This is a genomic window from Caballeronia sp. LZ003 (genome assembly GCF_031451465.1).
GTDB lineage: Bacteria > Pseudomonadota > Gammaproteobacteria > Burkholderiales > Burkholderiaceae > Caballeronia.
Genome location: NZ_JARUXJ010000001.1, coordinates 1,869,754 through 1,883,510, shown reverse-complemented (window position 1 = coordinate 1,883,510; position 13,757 = coordinate 1,869,754). Strand labels below are relative to the sequence as shown.

The 13,757-nt window shown below is 59.9% G+C and carries 17 protein-coding genes; 13 read left to right on the top strand and 4 right to left on the bottom strand.

The window, feature by feature from the left end; translation table 11 throughout:
* Positions 1 to 44: 44 nt before the first annotated feature.
* Together QCE79_RS08335 and QCE79_RS08330 are read right to left on the bottom strand one after the other, a co-directional pair.
* On the bottom strand, positions 45 to 1,217 hold the full coding sequence (locus QCE79_RS08335) for a TIGR02391 family protein (RefSeq protein ID WP_309843320.1): 1,173 nt from the start codon (positions 1,215 to 1,217) through the stop codon (positions 45 to 47).
* 141 nt (positions 1,218 to 1,358) lie between these two features.
* A complete protein-coding gene (locus tag QCE79_RS08330) occupies positions 1,359 to 1,997 on the bottom strand; it encodes a DUF4145 domain-containing protein (protein ID WP_309843318.1) in 639 nt (212 codons plus the stop codon).
* Between the two features lie 333 nt (positions 1,998 to 2,330).
* Here QCE79_RS08330 and QCE79_RS08325 point away from each other — a divergent pair, with 333 nt between their 5' ends.
* The 11 genes from QCE79_RS08325 to QCE79_RS08275 all read left to right on the top strand — a co-directional run bounded on the left by QCE79_RS08325 (position 2,331) and on the right by QCE79_RS08275 (position 10,473).
* Positions 2,331 to 2,921, top strand: a complete 591-nt coding sequence (locus QCE79_RS08325; protein ID WP_309843317.1) for a recombinase family protein — start codon at positions 2,331 to 2,333, stop codon at positions 2,919 to 2,921.
* A 108-nt stretch (positions 2,922 to 3,029) separates the two neighbouring features.
* A complete protein-coding gene (locus QCE79_RS08320) occupies positions 3,030 to 3,620 on the top strand; it encodes a hypothetical protein (RefSeq protein ID WP_309843315.1) in 591 nt (196 codons plus the stop codon).
* A 633-nt stretch (positions 3,621 to 4,253) separates the two neighbouring features.
* On the top strand, positions 4,254 to 4,715 hold the full coding sequence (locus QCE79_RS08315) for a hypothetical protein (RefSeq protein ID WP_309843313.1): 462 nt from the start codon (positions 4,254 to 4,256) through the stop codon (positions 4,713 to 4,715).
* Between the two features lie 188 nt (positions 4,716 to 4,903).
* On the top strand, positions 4,904 to 5,074 hold the full coding sequence (locus QCE79_RS08310; protein WP_309843310.1) for a hypothetical protein: 171 nt from the start codon (positions 4,904 to 4,906) through the stop codon (positions 5,072 to 5,074).
* 18 nt (positions 5,075 to 5,092) lie between these two features.
* A complete protein-coding gene (locus tag QCE79_RS08305; protein ID WP_309843307.1) occupies positions 5,093 to 5,293 on the top strand; it encodes a hypothetical protein in 201 nt (66 codons plus the stop codon).
* A gap of 53 nt (positions 5,294 to 5,346) precedes the next feature.
* Positions 5,347 to 5,769, top strand: a complete 423-nt coding sequence (locus tag QCE79_RS08300; RefSeq protein WP_309843304.1) for a hypothetical protein — start codon at positions 5,347 to 5,349, stop codon at positions 5,767 to 5,769.
* A gap of 17 nt (positions 5,770 to 5,786) precedes the next feature.
* Entirely contained in the window at positions 5,787 to 6,095 is a 309-nt protein-coding gene (locus tag QCE79_RS08295) for a hypothetical protein (protein WP_309843301.1), read from the top strand.
* Positions 6,096 to 6,330: 235 nt separating this feature from the next.
* Positions 6,331 to 6,813 (top strand): hypothetical protein, encoded by a 483-nt coding sequence (locus QCE79_RS08290; RefSeq protein ID WP_309843297.1) that lies wholly within the window; start codon positions 6,331 to 6,333, stop codon positions 6,811 to 6,813.
* A complete protein-coding gene (locus QCE79_RS08285) occupies positions 6,806 to 7,102 on the top strand; it encodes a hypothetical protein (RefSeq protein ID WP_309843295.1) in 297 nt (98 codons plus the stop codon). Before QCE79_RS08290 ends, QCE79_RS08285 begins: the two co-directional genes overlap by 8 nt.
* Positions 7,102 to 7,317, top strand: coding sequence for a hypothetical protein (locus tag QCE79_RS08280; protein ID WP_309843293.1), 216 nt, complete (start codon positions 7,102 to 7,104; stop codon positions 7,315 to 7,317). The genes QCE79_RS08285 and QCE79_RS08280 overlap by 1 nt, the downstream gene beginning before the upstream one ends.
* 834 nt (positions 7,318 to 8,151) lie before the next feature.
* On the top strand, positions 8,152 to 10,473 hold the full coding sequence (locus QCE79_RS08275) for a hypothetical protein (RefSeq protein WP_309843291.1): 2,322 nt from the start codon (positions 8,152 to 8,154) through the stop codon (positions 10,471 to 10,473).
* Positions 10,474 to 10,526: 53 nt separating this feature from the next.
* On the opposite strand, the gene QCE79_RS08270 is transcribed toward QCE79_RS08275, so the two are convergent.
* A complete protein-coding gene (locus QCE79_RS08270; protein ID WP_309843287.1) occupies positions 10,527 to 11,609 on the bottom strand; it encodes a site-specific integrase in 1,083 nt (360 codons plus the stop codon).
* Positions 11,610 to 11,684: 75 nt separating this feature from the next.
* On the opposite strand from QCE79_RS08270, the gene QCE79_RS08265 reads away from it, so the two are divergent.
* Positions 11,685 to 12,146, top strand: coding sequence for a hypothetical protein (locus tag QCE79_RS08265; protein ID WP_309843286.1), 462 nt, complete (start codon positions 11,685 to 11,687; stop codon positions 12,144 to 12,146).
* Positions 12,147 to 12,394: 248 nt separating this feature from the next.
* Here QCE79_RS08265 and QCE79_RS08260 read toward each other — a convergent pair whose 3' ends face one another.
* A complete protein-coding gene (locus QCE79_RS08260) occupies positions 12,395 to 13,417 on the bottom strand; it encodes a site-specific integrase (RefSeq protein WP_309843284.1) in 1,023 nt (340 codons plus the stop codon).
* Positions 13,418 to 13,466: 49 nt separating this feature from the next.
* Here QCE79_RS08260 and QCE79_RS08255 point away from each other — a divergent pair, with 49 nt between their 5' ends.
* Positions 13,467 to 13,670: a hypothetical protein gene (locus QCE79_RS08255; protein WP_309843281.1), complete on the top strand. Its 204-nt coding sequence runs from the start codon at positions 13,467 to 13,469 to the stop codon at positions 13,668 to 13,670.
* The last annotated feature ends 87 nt before the right edge of the window (positions 13,671 to 13,757 follow it).

Here is a 13,757-nt window from a genome sequence, read left to right as displayed (position 1 = left end):
GGCTGATTGTCCCAGCGTTGTCCCAGCGCTGCAACCTCCGGTCGCTAGAAAGGAATGTCGTCTGCATCGTTCGCGGGGGACGAAAGGAACGGCGTACCATCGTCTAGGAGCACTGCCGGGTTCTCGGGATCAGTTTCATTTTCTAGCGCCTCCGCAAAACGTTTCTGCCAATCCGCGTTCAAACTATTAATTGAGCCGATGACGATGTTTCTGACGTGTTCTTCGTCATTCTTTACCGCGTTGGCGATTGCACGAACAGCGCGGGTGACATGGTGCGGCTCGATCATGATTTGATCGAGATACGAGAAGAAGAACTTGACAGCATAATGCCGTGCGTCTGGATCAAAATCCTCCAAACGCGAAAGTAATGTCCTTGCCGCCTCTGTCCGCAGAGTGAAGTGGGGCAAGAATTTGTTGGCCCACGTCGACAGTGGGGAAGACGCCTTCCCGGAGCGCAAGACCTCGCCCGTCTCAATACCGGCGATTAGCTTGTTCTCAATCCGTAGGCGCGGAAGCTCTTGCAGGTTTTGCCACAATTCGGGCTTCAGCATTTGCAATGCACTTCTGATCGACGCGTCGTCCGTGACCGTGCGGAGTTCGTCGGAGACCGCAGACAAATAGTTGTTCGCTTGTGTTGGCGATAGAGCGTCGAGGAGCGTTCGGACTAGGAAGCGGAGCTTCTTCAGGTCCAATGCTCTGCGCGTGGCAAACAAAACTGTAATTGCCTCGGTTAAGCGCAGCGCGGGAATTTCTGCAACAAGCAGCTCCGCATAACGTTGCGACTCCACGAATTCGGAGTCGCGGACTTTGTCCATGAACGACTCGACCGTGAAAACGTCCTTCGATGCGCTTAAGACAGTGACAATGTGTCCAAGGAAGCAAATTATTGAATCTGCGGTTGCCTTGCTATCCTGCGTCGGTTCGTGACTCCGTGGATTGCGGATGCCTAGGTAGATTCCGCGCAATATCTGCTCGTAGCCTTTTTGGACGTTCCGGTCAGACTCCGTCTGGAGGGCGTTAAGCCGCAGCTTTGGATTCTCGCCACCGAGCGCTTGTCCAATCAATGATGAACCATCGCCATCGACGCCAGCACGCTCGCGCAGCAAGCTGCTTATGAAATAAGTCGCTTCCAAGACGGCATGCGAATAATTCTCAGCTTCGTACGCTACGCGAATCGCGTCCCATAACGCGTCAGGGATATTTGTTTGGAGGTTCATAATGAATGTTGTTGAACGGCAGTTCGACGCATGCCGCCGAAATGATACCAGTGGCCGTTACCTCCTCGACGTACTGGCGGCGTCTGGGCGGGCGCTCGTCCACCCAACGAAATCCAAAATCGCTCAATCTATTCGCGGCCCTCACTTTGTTGCGTCGCGCTTGTCGATCCAGTTCCGAGCACCCTCTGGCAGCGTCCCAAAAAGTTCGGCGATCTTCTTCGGCTGCGTGATCTGTTGCTCCACGATGATGTTGACTAGACCGAATAGTTGATTCGCAGTCGCCACGACGTCGGCCTGATCCATCTTTCCGGGATGTAGAGCGTTATTCCCAATCACGCGTACGCTGTCGAGCGCCTGCTGGACTTGGACGAATAATCCTCTCTTCACGAGATCACCAATCATCGCGTTGATGTTGTCACCTTTGGCACCTAGTTCGATCACAAGCTTCTCGATGACAAGCCGCAGCAGGGCAGCAGCGCTACGAGGTGATGCCTTTGAGATGGAGCGAGCTTCTTCATAGTCGGCTTGAAGATCAGGGAATAGATCGGGATGGGCAGGTGGCGCGGTCACGCTAGTGGGCCACATCATTTGGGCCGCACCCTCTTCGAGGCCGGATCGTAGCCACCAGCTAGCGAAGTTGCAGGCTTGGCACACTGCTCGATAGATGGGAGCATAGGTGCCCCCTATAGCGGCTTGGCTCCAAACCATCCCGGCGTAGGCTCCGCATGTCGGGCATGTGAATGCTTTGGCCTGCAATGCAGGTACGACCATCTCTTTCATACTGCTCTCCGGTTCATCACAAGCTGAAGTTTAGCGTTCGCCCCAATTTTGCTCCACCTAGGCGCGGGCACTTACGCCGCCCACGCGCCTGCCTGCGCCCCCGTACGCCCGCCTGCGCGCTTTCTTGACGCGGACGCACGCGCACGAATGCTCCTCTGAGAAGTCGCGCCACGGCATGTGACGGCTGCGCTCGATCATAGCCTCCTCTTTGTTCAACAAACGACCGAATGATGCACGCACGCAACGGCACCTTGACGGTGTGCAAAAAGACCGTTGACAGGGTTGTTGCACAAAGGCAGTATGTGAACACCTTTGTTGAACGGGATGCTAACTATGACTCGCACTTTCCTCTATGCCCGAGTTTCGACGGGCGAGCAGACAACGACCAACCAGCTTCACGAGGCAAAGACTAAGGGCTTTACGGTGGATGCGAAGCGCACGGTCGAGGAGACGATCACCGGCAGCGTCGCCGCGATGGAGCGCCCAAAGTTCCGGGCATTGGTCGAGCATAAGCTGGACGAGGGCGACACGCTGATCGTCACGAAGCTGGACCGTCTGGGTCGCAACACGAGCGACGTGCTAGCTACTGTAGAGCGGCTGGCGTCGATGGGCGTGCGACTGCATTGCTTGGCGCTGGAAGGTGTCGATCTCACCAGCGCAGCCGGGAAGCTACACATGACTGTCCTTGCCGCTGTGGCGCAGTTCGAGCGTGATCTGTTGATCGAGCGCACGCATGCGGGGCTAGCGAGGGCGCGTGCAGAGGGGCGCAAGGGCGGCAGACCGGACGCGCTGACGGACAAACAAAAGGGTGAGATTAGGGCGGCGCTGGCTGTGGGAGATACGAGCGCACGAGCGCTGGCGAAACACTACGGCGTCGCGCCTAACACGATTCTGAAGGTAAGCAAGGAGGGCGCGGCTGGATAGGGCGCTGGCACCGCACACCGTAGCAACCCGGTTGACTCTTGGCAGGGAAAGACCGGGCAACCCTTGAACACGCGGGCCAGCGCGCTCGCACGATACCGTAAACAGATCATGAACCATAACAACGCATCGAACGTCCTTCCGTCCATCGCGCATTGCGCGCCGCATGACGCTTATAGTGAGGGCGCGTTCTTCGCTGAAGTCGATTGGAGTTGGCTGATGTCGATTGGCGAGGAGCCGACCGCCGAGGACGCTGAGATGATGGGCGTCCGTCCGTCTAGCATGGCAGAGCATGTCTCAATGGCATGGGCGTTCGTCTCGCAGATCGTCTATCCGGCATGGCGCGGCGACCGTGAGGCACAAACGGATTTCTACGTCGGCTATGAGGACAGGGCGACAGAGCTTGCCGACGCTGGGGAGTCCGGATACGAGGCGCTTGCCGAGGCTGGGACGGTCGCAGATACGGCGGGCTGGCAGCTTCAGGGTGCGTCGTGGGCGGCAGATGCCAGCGACAGCGAGAAGGCGCTGCGGGCGCTACGGGCAGCGTGGGCTGGCGCGGCAGCTTGGCAGGTCGTAGCCGAGGTCACCGGTGAGAGGCACGCCGAGCTTCGGGCTATCGAGGCGCTGATCCGGGCGGAAGCCGCTGGCGAGTGCGTGCTGGCCGCCCGGTACGTAGCCGGGGGCATCGAGCACGCACATTGAGCGTCAGCGGCGCAGGCCGTGACTAGTTGCAAACGAGGCCCGCCGAGCGCGGGCTTTGTCGTTTTAGGCCAGTGATTCCATTTTGGACAAGTCAGAGCGGGAAGAAACCCTCGCTCGGAGACGACTCGGCTTGTTGCCCCGCAGTTTAAGGAATCCAAATACGGGCGACTTGAGAGACAAGCGGCGGCGACATGTTGCTACGGCTTCCAACTCCGACGTAAGAGCGCGCTCAGGCTCGCCACCCTCGGAGGGCGTTGAAAACGCTTGACGTGCCCTGAACCGTCTGACAGAATCCATCCCGCAGTGCTGATTGGCGAGATTAAGTTCTCCCGAACCGCATCAGTGCTGTGACCGGGCGAGACAGCTATCTCTCGCATCGGTGAGAAGGCGGGTTCTATGACGTGTCGAGATTGCCAGTACGGAGTTTCGGCGGGTCGCAGAACCCGCCTTTTTTGCGTTTACGGCTCTGCATTGGCGGGGTGCGGTGGAAGTACCGGGACAGGCTGAATGAGGCCGACCGAAGGCAGCAGTGGGGAGTGCAGGCCGCAGTATGGGCTACCGCTTCGATCCACATGGCGATCAACCTTTTTACAGGGCATCCAGCCGGGTGTCCTGCAACAAGGAAGGAGGATTATGGCGACACGTAGGAGGCCGGGACAGCGAGCGGTACTTAAGCCGACCGGGTATGACTTAGATGCCGACCGCTCTATCCGGGCTGCACGGCGGTTCAAGGGCGTCAGCTTAGGCGAGGCGGTCGGGCAGGCGAAGCCGCCGAGACTGCCCGAGCCGATGGGGGAGTCGTTCATCGCCAAGGACAGGATTCATTTGGTCCCGAACGAGGAGCGTAGCGACGTTGAGCTTCTGTTGGCCCTTGACATGGAGGACGTTGAGCTATTCGACAATCCGCAGTTGGAGAAGCGAATGAAAATGGCGATCAAATCCGAGGCTGTAGACGTAGTGCGTGAGCAAATGCAGCGAGCGAAGCGAGCTAGGCACACTGCGAACGTTGTGGCGTACGCAAGGCAGTTAGCAAGCGCACCAACTATGACTCGCCTCGACGTGGCTACCTTGGAGTCGTCGCGCTTGCCGTTCTGAGGGCTTCTCGAAGGCTACTAGTGTGTGTGGGAGCCCTATAGGAAATCACGGTGGGCCAGGGGTTAGCGATCCGGCCCCGTCATTTTCCGCAACGATGGCATAAGGGTTTGCGGGCCATCCCAAGAGCTTCGTTGCCTATTTTATAAGCAACGAGCAATCCATCATCCATCAATCGAGCGAGGCATCGAATGGACGTCAGACATCGTCTTAATTCGCAGGTAGGTTTTCGTCGTGATCCGAGCGACGCGAAGCCGGTTCTCACGCCGAAACAGCTTGCAGATCAAGCTCACACGGAGCGCATCCGCGAAACCCGCGAAGCGGAAATCAACTTCGCGGTACCTTTTAACCTCAAGAAGTAGTTTAGAAAGGAGCATGACATGAGCAAACAGATTGCTCACCCTTTGGAGCACAACGCCGAGGCCCGCGCCTACTACGAAGCCCTGACGCGACGGGCGAGCAAGAGCGGCGTCTGCACATGGCGTGAAGTGGTGGAGCAGCTTACTGGCTCGCTCCCAACGTACGCGGCCCGCAAACACAAGGCCCGCGAGAAGGCGGCAGTAAAGGCAATTCAGCACTAAGCACAGGCAAGCTCGTGGCCTTTCTCACGAGCATTAACTAAGGAGTACATATTATGGCAGGTGGAGCATCAATCGTCCGCAGGGACGCTCAAGGTAACGAAATCCAGCAATTCGGCGGCAATCTTCCGTCTCGTGGACATGGCACTGCCGACCGCCCACGTCTCGGCGGCGGTGTGGTGTCAGCCGTTACGCACGACGATCAATTGGAACGTGTGCTGACGACGATGTACGGCGTGAACCTGTACGACGACCCGATCCGCTTCGCGGAACTCAATGGCCTGACAGTCACCGATCAAGCCAGCATCGCCGCAGTTCACGAGTCGCCTGACATCGTGCGCGCCGCGATTGTGGATATGGGAAAACAGATGAGCATGGCTCGTGCAAGCGGCGGTCGCGTACGGGCAACGACCGCAACAGGTAGCGACTATCGCGGACGTAAAGCGATGTTCGCAATCGCATCACATTTGCTCGGCTAATCACACAGGAGAAAACAATGAGCATTTCAACCGTAAGCAGCATCACGACGACCATCGAAGGCGAGACGCACCTGCTGCGCTCGCGCACCGTCTCGTACACCGATAGCGAGGGCGTTGCACGCACCATGCGGCTCGAACACATCGACCCGCGAGACACGGTAAGCGTCGCGCTCGTCGCGGCGAAGCTGCCCGCTGACATCGTTGCCGCAGCAAGCGGCCTCGGCTGGTCAACTGCCGCAACTCAAGCGGCTGCATGGATCGCAGGCGCACGGCGCGGCGGTATGCACGGTGCGCAGTCGGCCTCTTACACCAACATCGACTGGTGATGGAACACGTTCCGACCCACCTCGACGGTGAGGCGATTCCCGCCGAATTGCGCGTCCGCATGTACGAGGATGCTTCGGCACGTCATGCAGCGGCGTTCCGAGCACGCGTAGGCGAGGGCCAGTCCTCGGCTGCTGAGAGAGCAGCAGATCGCAGCGCAGGCGAAAAGGCGGCATCAGTTTGACCGCACGCCCGGAGCACCATCCGGGCTTCCACCAACAGACTAAGGAGTAACGCATGGCAAAGAAGACCGAAAACCAATTCACGCTTCCTACTACGGAAGCGGAGGCACGCGACCGTTTGAGCCACCTCGGCGGGATCATCCGCGACGCTGAACCGCTGGTGGCGCAGTTGAAGCGTCTGCAAGCGGCGGGCGAGATTCTGCAAGCAGCCGCTGCCGAAGCCGCATTTATCAATGAACACCTCGATGGTATTCGCGCTGCGGATGATGATCGCGCTGTCCGCGAGTACGAGATCACCGACATTACGCTGGTAGGCGACGCTCGCAACGGCGGAATGCCGTCTTTTACCGTGCATGGCACCCATCGGGGATGTCCGATCCAACAGCCGCTGCACAGTCAGAACCGCATCTTCCTGACGGCAGTTTCACGGCATGCCGAGTTGATCCCCGCAGCGGTTCTCCGACGCGACCCTGAGAACCCCTTCAACGCTTTGATGAAGCACTACGCGGACCATGCACGAGGCTACTGCAATGGCTAAGTTCACACCCGCGCAGATTCGCCTTTCCCGTATTGGCTTCAATGGCGAACGCTTCAACGCTACGGCGGCGCGCATTGGTGTCCAGCCCTACGACGTACACCGCGCCATGACCTACGAAAGCCTGACGTCCGAGGAGCGCTCCACAATCCTCGACCGCTTCCTCTCCGGTGATCGCATCAGCGACATCGCGGACGACATCGGTAGCACGCAGACCGCCGTGCTGAAGACCGTACGCGGCGCGCTGATCCATGCCCGTACCGCTGCCGTAATGCACGGGGCCGCGCTGTGATGTCGCCGCTGTACGACGCCGCGTTAAAGGCTGAAATGACAGCCGAGAAACGCATGCTGCAACAGACGCAGCGCGGCCTCCTCGCCGTCCTCGACCGCTGCCAGCGTGTTGCCATTCGTCGGACCATGACCGGCGAGGAGGCGCTTGCTCTCACGAAGCGGCAGGTGCGCGACTACTTCGCCGCCGAGATTGCGGCGCGCAAGGTGTCTGTATGAGGCTGATTCTCCGTCGGGTAGACCTCGCGGCAGAATCGGCCCGGATGCGCGTGGACCCGACGTACGCACTGAGGATGCGGCATAAGTGCAGTGCGAACCGTTGGCGAGCTTTTGTAGCCGGTGAACCCAGCTTCGAGCATGTCAATCCGTGCAGTAAGGACGGGACGACTCGTCGCCGCGTGCTGGACGGCAAGTGCGCCGCCTGCAATCAGCGCACGCGGCAAGCGCGCAAGATCGGGCGCTGACATGGCGCGGCCCAAAGGAGCGCGGCGGCACCGCGAACGCGGCCTCTGGCAGATTGCTCCGTACGCCGCCAAGCTGACGCGTCGGCACAGAGACGCGGCCCGCGCCGACCATGCCTTCGAGATGGCGTTGCGCGAGCAGACCCGATACCCGGCTCGTATTGACGCACTGATCGCAGGCCGTACATGGTTCGACGGAAAGCCATGCGAGCGGTGTAATACGACGCGGCGAAGGGTTTACGACTCATCTTGCTGGACGTGCCAGCGGAAGCGTACGCAATTCGAAACGGATGGCCGTGGTAGATGCACCACGCGCTGGACGGCGCACCAGTCCCGCGCTGGCTTTCTGGCGCGACAGGCAGAGCGACGCCGCGAGAACTCCGGCGAATACACCGAACACAGCAGCGGGGGATGGACTGCGCGGCGGTATCCGACCGGACGGCTCGCAGTGCGCTGCCCGTCACTCCACATCGACAACGCGGACTTCGCCAGCGTTCAACGTGAGCGCATTTTCGCATTGTGTGGACAACACCCTGACTTGATCGCCTTGCTTAGATGGGCGGGCTGGTCTATCTAACAGACAAGGAAACGAATGAGCATCAATTTTAGTCTCGGCAATGACGGCGGTGTCGTCGTCCAGCAGTCCAGCGGCACGAGCGGAAGCTCCACCACCTTCGGCGGAGGGTCGGCAGGAGGCTCGCAGTCCAGTGGGCAGGTGGCACAAGGTGGCACGGACATCGCCTCGTTTGCCAATGCAGAACGGCGTCAGGGTGTCTTCGGATCGGGCCTCGACATCGACAGCTTCAACAAGCTGACGCAGGGCATGATCCAGCCGTACATCGACCGCGCTAAGAAGGAGCAGTACGCGGACGGTATGGCGCAGGCAGCACAGGGCAGGTCGCTCATCGAGATCGAGAACGATCAGCCGTGGTACACGAAGCTGTACGGTCCTGATGCGACAGTGCAGGGCGCACAGATTTTCAACGTCAACGCGGCGATGAACGATGCGCAGACTCAATTCATGCAGGCCATGCCACTGCTGCGCGAGAAGTCACCGGATCAGGTGCGCTCGTACGTGGTGGACAAGATGTCAAAGGTGCAGCCGACAGGCGATGCTTGGACGGATGCGATGGTGCAGCAGAAGCTCGCGGAGCAGATGCCGCAGATGCTGTCGCAGCACATGGCGCAGTACGTCCAGTTCACGCAGGAGCAGAACTACAACGGCTTCACGAACATGGCGACGACTGCGGCTAAGGCCATGCAGTCCACGCTCGGGCAGAATCCGAACCTCACGGACGACGACGTGAACGCGGCGCACGAGAACTTCCTCGGCCAGATCGCACGACCGCCGAACATGGACCTCAACTCGTACCAGCGCGCACTGCGCGACGTTACGGTGTCGAACGCCATGACCGGTAATTGGCAAGCAGTCCAAGCGATCAAGAAGTCGTCGGACTATCAGTCGCTCGATGCAGGCATGAAGGCCGAACTCGAAGACAAGATTCCGCGCCTCGAAGCGCAGTGGGCGATGAAGAACCCCGACAACACCAAGGGACTGGAGGATGTCCACACGCTAGAGTTCCGGATGACGCAAGGCGTTAGCCCGTACGCTACGTCAGCCGAAGGTCACGCTGCGGCGACCGCGCAGATGGAGTCGGTCAACGCTGCATGGAGGCTAAGGAACGGAGACGCGATTGTCCCGTTCACGCCAGAGAAGATTGCGGAGACGTTGCAAAAGATGGATGCCAACAATCTTCGCCAGCAGCGGGTTTTGCAGCGGGCGCAACTACGGCAACTCAACTTCGAGCAAGGTCAGACAGTGGTGGCGAACGCGTGGGCCTCGGATCACCCGGAGGCATTGAAGGGTATCCCGATCCCCGAAGGCGCGCAGGTGCAGGTGCTGAACGGCGCATGGCAGGACGCACTGAAGGCCAAGCTGGCGAACGGCGAGAGCGACCCGACGTGGAACACCTTCTGGCAACACGCCAGCGCGAACGCTCGGGAGAGCGACATGCAACCGCCACTGCTGAAGGGCTACATCGGCAGCACGATGGGCACACTGTTCGACGGCACTGGTCCCGCTACGGCGCAGCAGCGCGATGTCATCGGCCTCGCACAGAAGCTGCGCGAAGGACCGGGCGGCGCAGGCGCGGTCAAGTCCTACTTCGGAGACAACGCGGAGTCGGTGCTCGCCATCCTAGACAGCGGCGCGGACCTCACGGACCGGCAGCAGTTCGACATGCTCCGCACGCAGCGCAATCGCGGCAAGCTCGCGCAGGCCAACGCAGCGGACAAGAAGGAGGCGCTGTCCTATGTGCAGAACCAGTCAGGGCCGTGGTGGAATCCGTTCCGTCAGGGCACGCTGTCGGCGTGGGACATCAGCGACGGGAACAAGCAACTGCTCGCGGGCAAGATCGCGGATCGCATGGCGACAAAGAAGGCAGCGTTCGGTCTGTCGGACGACGATGCAGCGCGCATGGCGTATCAAGAAGTCGTCGGCTCTGCCACGGCTGTACCCGGCGCGCTGATCCCTGAAGACAAGGGCCGCTTCGGTCCCGGTCAGACCTTCAAGGACTTCGTGGCGAAGGTTCCCGGCGCGACGGCTTCGCAGGACTCCAAGCTGTACCAAGACTCGATGCGCGAGGAGATCAACGATCTCGCACGCAACGCGGTCAAGGGCAAGGGCGCTGACATGGCGAACTTCAATCCGGACGACTATCACGTCCAGTGGGGCACGTACATCGGCGGTGGGAACCTCAATCTCAACCTGATGCGCAAGGGCGATCATGCGCCTTTGAACATCACAGTCGATGCAGCGAGCTTCGGCAAGCGTATGGCGAAGAAAGCGCTGGACTCGTCATACGGCAACAAACCCGGCGATGTAATCGGCGACCCAATCGCGGGCGTCCTCTAACAGCGCGACGCGGTAGCGCTTCTCACGAGGCTGCTGCCGCGTCAGCGTTCCGACTAGTCTAGCTTTCGGGCGAGATCGCGCACTTGCAAATGTGTGTAACGGCGAAGCATGCGCACATCCTGATGGCCGGTGATGCTCGCTACCTCCATGACGGCCAGCCTCTTTTCGAATAGCCGCGACGTAGCCTCATGCCGCAGATCGTGGAAACGTAAGTCCTTAATGTACGCACGCTCGACAGCACGCCGGAATGCCAGCTTCAAGGCGTTGGCGGTGAGGCCCGGAAAGACACTTCCTCTCGACTTTGCGCCTTCCGGCGATTGCGTCTGTAGTTTTTGCAGCACACCAACTGCCCGCCGCGACAGCGGAATGCCGCGAGGTTTGCCCGTCTTCGTGTGTACCAGTTGAACAGACGGCTCCGACATGAACACGCGCTCCCAAGTCAGCCCGATGATCTCACTTCGCCGCATCGCTGTTTCCAGCGCAAGGATGACGATGGGTCGGATGAAGGGACTCCACGTTTCGCCGCACGCGGCCAGTAGCGCGGCCTCCTCTACGGGTGATAGGCGACGCTCGCGAGGCAGTCCTTCTCGCGGCATCCGAACGCGTTTAAACGGATTGGGATCGATGGACACCTCCCACTCGTTCCGGGCGATCTCGACCACATGGGAAAGCAGGTTCTTGTCCCGCCTCACGGTCGATCCACTGACGCGCTTCAACCGTTCGTCCCGCCATTCCGCGACACGTGCGCCATTGATTGCGGCGACCGGGCACGCGGCGATGCTGTGTTTCAGCAACCCGCGCATACGGATAGCCTCCTCGCCAGAAGCGTCTTTATGCGGTGACACCTCCTCTGAATAACGGCGCATGAGATCACCGAACAGCAAGTAGCGAGAGTCGCCTTCGACCGCAATGCACTTGTTGTGTTCGGCGGTGCGCACGGCTGCGATGCGTTTTTCTAACGCGGCTTCCTGTTCTTCGAGCCAAGCCACGGCCTCGAAGCGATGTCGGAAAGTCTGCGATAGATCGGGAAAACCATTGCGGCGAATCCTGCCCGTCCAGCTACCACTCGGACGTTTCTGAAGAGTGCCCATACCTGTCTCGGTTAAGTGATCGGGTGCAGGTACTGAGGCGGTCATGCCGCCGTTCCTCGGCGGAGACAGTTTGACACGACGTGCGGGAATACATCAACACCAATCATTGATGGAGGACATATGACGTTAAGTGATATCAAAAGCCGGAGCGTCGAGAATGAGCGTGGCTGCTGGATTTGGCAAGGCCCGCGTAAAGACAACGGATACGGGCGGGCGTATCACAGAGGACGATGGGTTACTGCGCACCGGCTTTCGCTGATGCTGGCGCGTGGTTGGGCGGAGGATGGTGAATTCAGGGAAGCCGCGCACGGTCCCTGTCATAACCGGCTATGCTGCAATCCTGCACACCTGAATTGGAAGACGCGGAAAGCGAACGCGGGAGACCGACGGCGCGACGGGACTGAACTGATTGGTGCACGGAACGGAAATTCAAAGCTTACCGATGTGCAGGTGCTCGCTATTCGCGCAGATTACGTACGTGGAAGCAAGGAATTTGGTGGCGCGGCGTTGGCGCGCAAGTACGGCGTGAGCGAAGCGCTAGTATCGTTGATCGTGCGGCGGAAGCACCGGACGTTCATCTAGCGAAAGGTCTACCGATTGATCTTGCACTGGTGGGGTATGGCATGGACATAGACAAAGTGCGTGCAAACATCGCAATGTTGCAAGCAGAAACCCAAAGGCTATCTGAACAAGCGAGCGCAGCACGCCGTATGGAACGTTGGACGACCCCGTTCCTTGTGGCTGGGGCAATTTGCGCGGTTGGAAGCGGGGTAGGCGCGGTCGGCGGGCTTCTGTGGGAATACATCACCCGCTGATTTTCGAGGCTGCCGTCAATCGAGCTTCGATAGCAGATGATCCATCGAGAGGTGACTGTACCGGCGCAGCATCGAGAGTGTCTTGTGACCCGAGATTGAGCCGACCTCCATAACGTTCAGCCCGCGCTCGAATAGCCGCGAGACAGCCTCATGCCGCAGATCGTGGAATCGCAGGTCGTGCATCCCTGCCTTGTCTCTAGCGCGCATAAATGCGTGGCGCACGACAGTCGCAGAGACGTGCAGGAACGGCCCGCCAGCAGGCTCGCGGGACCACTGGTAAACGCGGGCATTCCGCATTGATTCGAGCGCCTGTACGGCCCGTCTAGTGAGTGGCACGCCTCGCGGCTGACCGTTCTTCGTTGTCGGCAGGTACACGACCCGGCGCGCAGTGTCGATGCGCTCCCATGTAAGCCCGAGCATTTCCGACTGTCGCATACCCGTCTCGATGGCGATCACGACGAGCGGTAGCAGATACGGTGCACGAGCCGCCTGACACTCCACGAGAAGTCGTTCCTCTTCGCCCGGAAGAAGCCGCCTGTCCCGCGCTTCGTTTTCATCTGGCAACCTAATCCAATCGAGCGGATTCTCAGCCAAGTACAGCCCTAGCTCCTTTCGCCCGAACTCAATGGCGCGGCGCATAACCAGAAGTTCCTTTCGGACGGTCGAGCCACTGACGGTGCGAAGCCGATTGTCTCGATACGCGACCAGCGCAGAGCGCGTCAAGTTAGTGAGCGAGAACGCCGTGACTGGCTGACGCATAAGAAATCTGACTCGGTGGCCTTCAGGCTCGAAGCCTCTCTGGCGTGGCACCACCTCCGAGAGGTACTGCCGGAGCAGCCCGCGCAAGATGGTGTCTCTCGCGTCACTGTGATCGACGGTATGGCCCTTGTCGTATTCGGTTTCAATGCTTCTAGCCCATACCTCCGCTTCAGCGCGGGACGCAAATGCCTTGCTTTGGGCGGGGAAGCCTTTCCTTCGGACCTTTGCCTGCCATTTGCGTGCAGGTACGTTGTCCGGCCTGTGTATGATCGTTGCCATGTTGGTGTCCCAGTGATGTCCCAGTGGAACCCGGTCAGAGGCTACATCGTTGCTGGACGCGGCTCGCAGCGCCTTCACGTACCGGCGCTTCAAGGCGTGGCACGAATCGGGCGTGCTGCTGCGCGTGATGACGCAGTTGTTCGGCCCGGCAGGCGAGTCCCTTTACGCGTTGATGACTTCTCGCATGCGCGTTCCGGCGGAGCTTCCATCGCTCATGGAAGAAAGCGTCGAAGCGGAACGCCGCGCTGCGTGACATCGGCCACGTGCGAAGCGTCTGCAAAGCGTCTGCAAAGAGGATGCAAAACGAAAACCGGCCTTGGCCGGTTTTTTCATTTGAGCG

Excerpts from the sequence above, each read along its gene's own strand:
- QCE79_RS08290 (WP_309843297.1), top strand. The coding sequence starts at position 6,331 with ATGGCAAAGAAGACCGAAAACCAATTCACGCTTCCTACTACGGAAGCG.
- QCE79_RS08310 (WP_309843310.1), top strand. The coding sequence starts at position 4,904 with ATGGACGTCAGACATCGTCTTAATTCGCAGGTAGGTTTTCGTCGTGAT.
- QCE79_RS08275 (WP_309843291.1), top strand. The coding sequence starts at position 8,152 with ATGAGCATCAATTTTAGTCTCGGCAATGACGGCGGTGTCGTCGTCCAG.
- QCE79_RS08295 (WP_309843301.1), top strand. The coding sequence starts at position 5,787 with ATGAGCATTTCAACCGTAAGCAGCATCACGACGACCATCGAAGGCGAG.
- QCE79_RS08300 (WP_309843304.1), top strand. The coding sequence starts at position 5,347 with ATGGCAGGTGGAGCATCAATCGTCCGCAGGGACGCTCAAGGTAACGAA.
- QCE79_RS08280 (WP_309843293.1), top strand. The coding sequence starts at position 7,102 with ATGTCGCCGCTGTACGACGCCGCGTTAAAGGCTGAAATGACAGCCGAG.
- QCE79_RS08260 (WP_309843284.1), bottom strand. The coding sequence starts at position 13,417 with ATGGCAACGATCATACACAGGCCGGACAACGTACCTGCACGCAAATGG.
- QCE79_RS08325 (WP_309843317.1), top strand. The coding sequence starts at position 2,331 with ATGACTCGCACTTTCCTCTATGCCCGAGTTTCGACGGGCGAGCAGACA.
- QCE79_RS08285 (WP_309843295.1), top strand. The coding sequence starts at position 6,806 with ATGGCTAAGTTCACACCCGCGCAGATTCGCCTTTCCCGTATTGGCTTC.
- QCE79_RS08270 (WP_309843287.1), bottom strand. The coding sequence starts at position 11,609 with ATGACCGCCTCAGTACCTGCACCCGATCACTTAACCGAGACAGGTATG.
- QCE79_RS08265 (WP_309843286.1), top strand. The coding sequence starts at position 11,685 with ATGACGTTAAGTGATATCAAAAGCCGGAGCGTCGAGAATGAGCGTGGC.
- QCE79_RS08305 (WP_309843307.1), top strand. The coding sequence starts at position 5,093 with ATGAGCAAACAGATTGCTCACCCTTTGGAGCACAACGCCGAGGCCCGC.
- QCE79_RS08330 (WP_309843318.1), bottom strand. The coding sequence starts at position 1,997 with ATGAAAGAGATGGTCGTACCTGCATTGCAGGCCAAAGCATTCACATGC.
- QCE79_RS08320 (WP_309843315.1), top strand. The coding sequence starts at position 3,030 with ATGAACCATAACAACGCATCGAACGTCCTTCCGTCCATCGCGCATTGC.
- QCE79_RS08315 (WP_309843313.1), top strand. The coding sequence starts at position 4,254 with ATGGCGACACGTAGGAGGCCGGGACAGCGAGCGGTACTTAAGCCGACC.
- QCE79_RS08335 (WP_309843320.1), bottom strand. The coding sequence starts at position 1,217 with ATGAACCTCCAAACAAATATCCCTGACGCGTTATGGGACGCGATTCGC.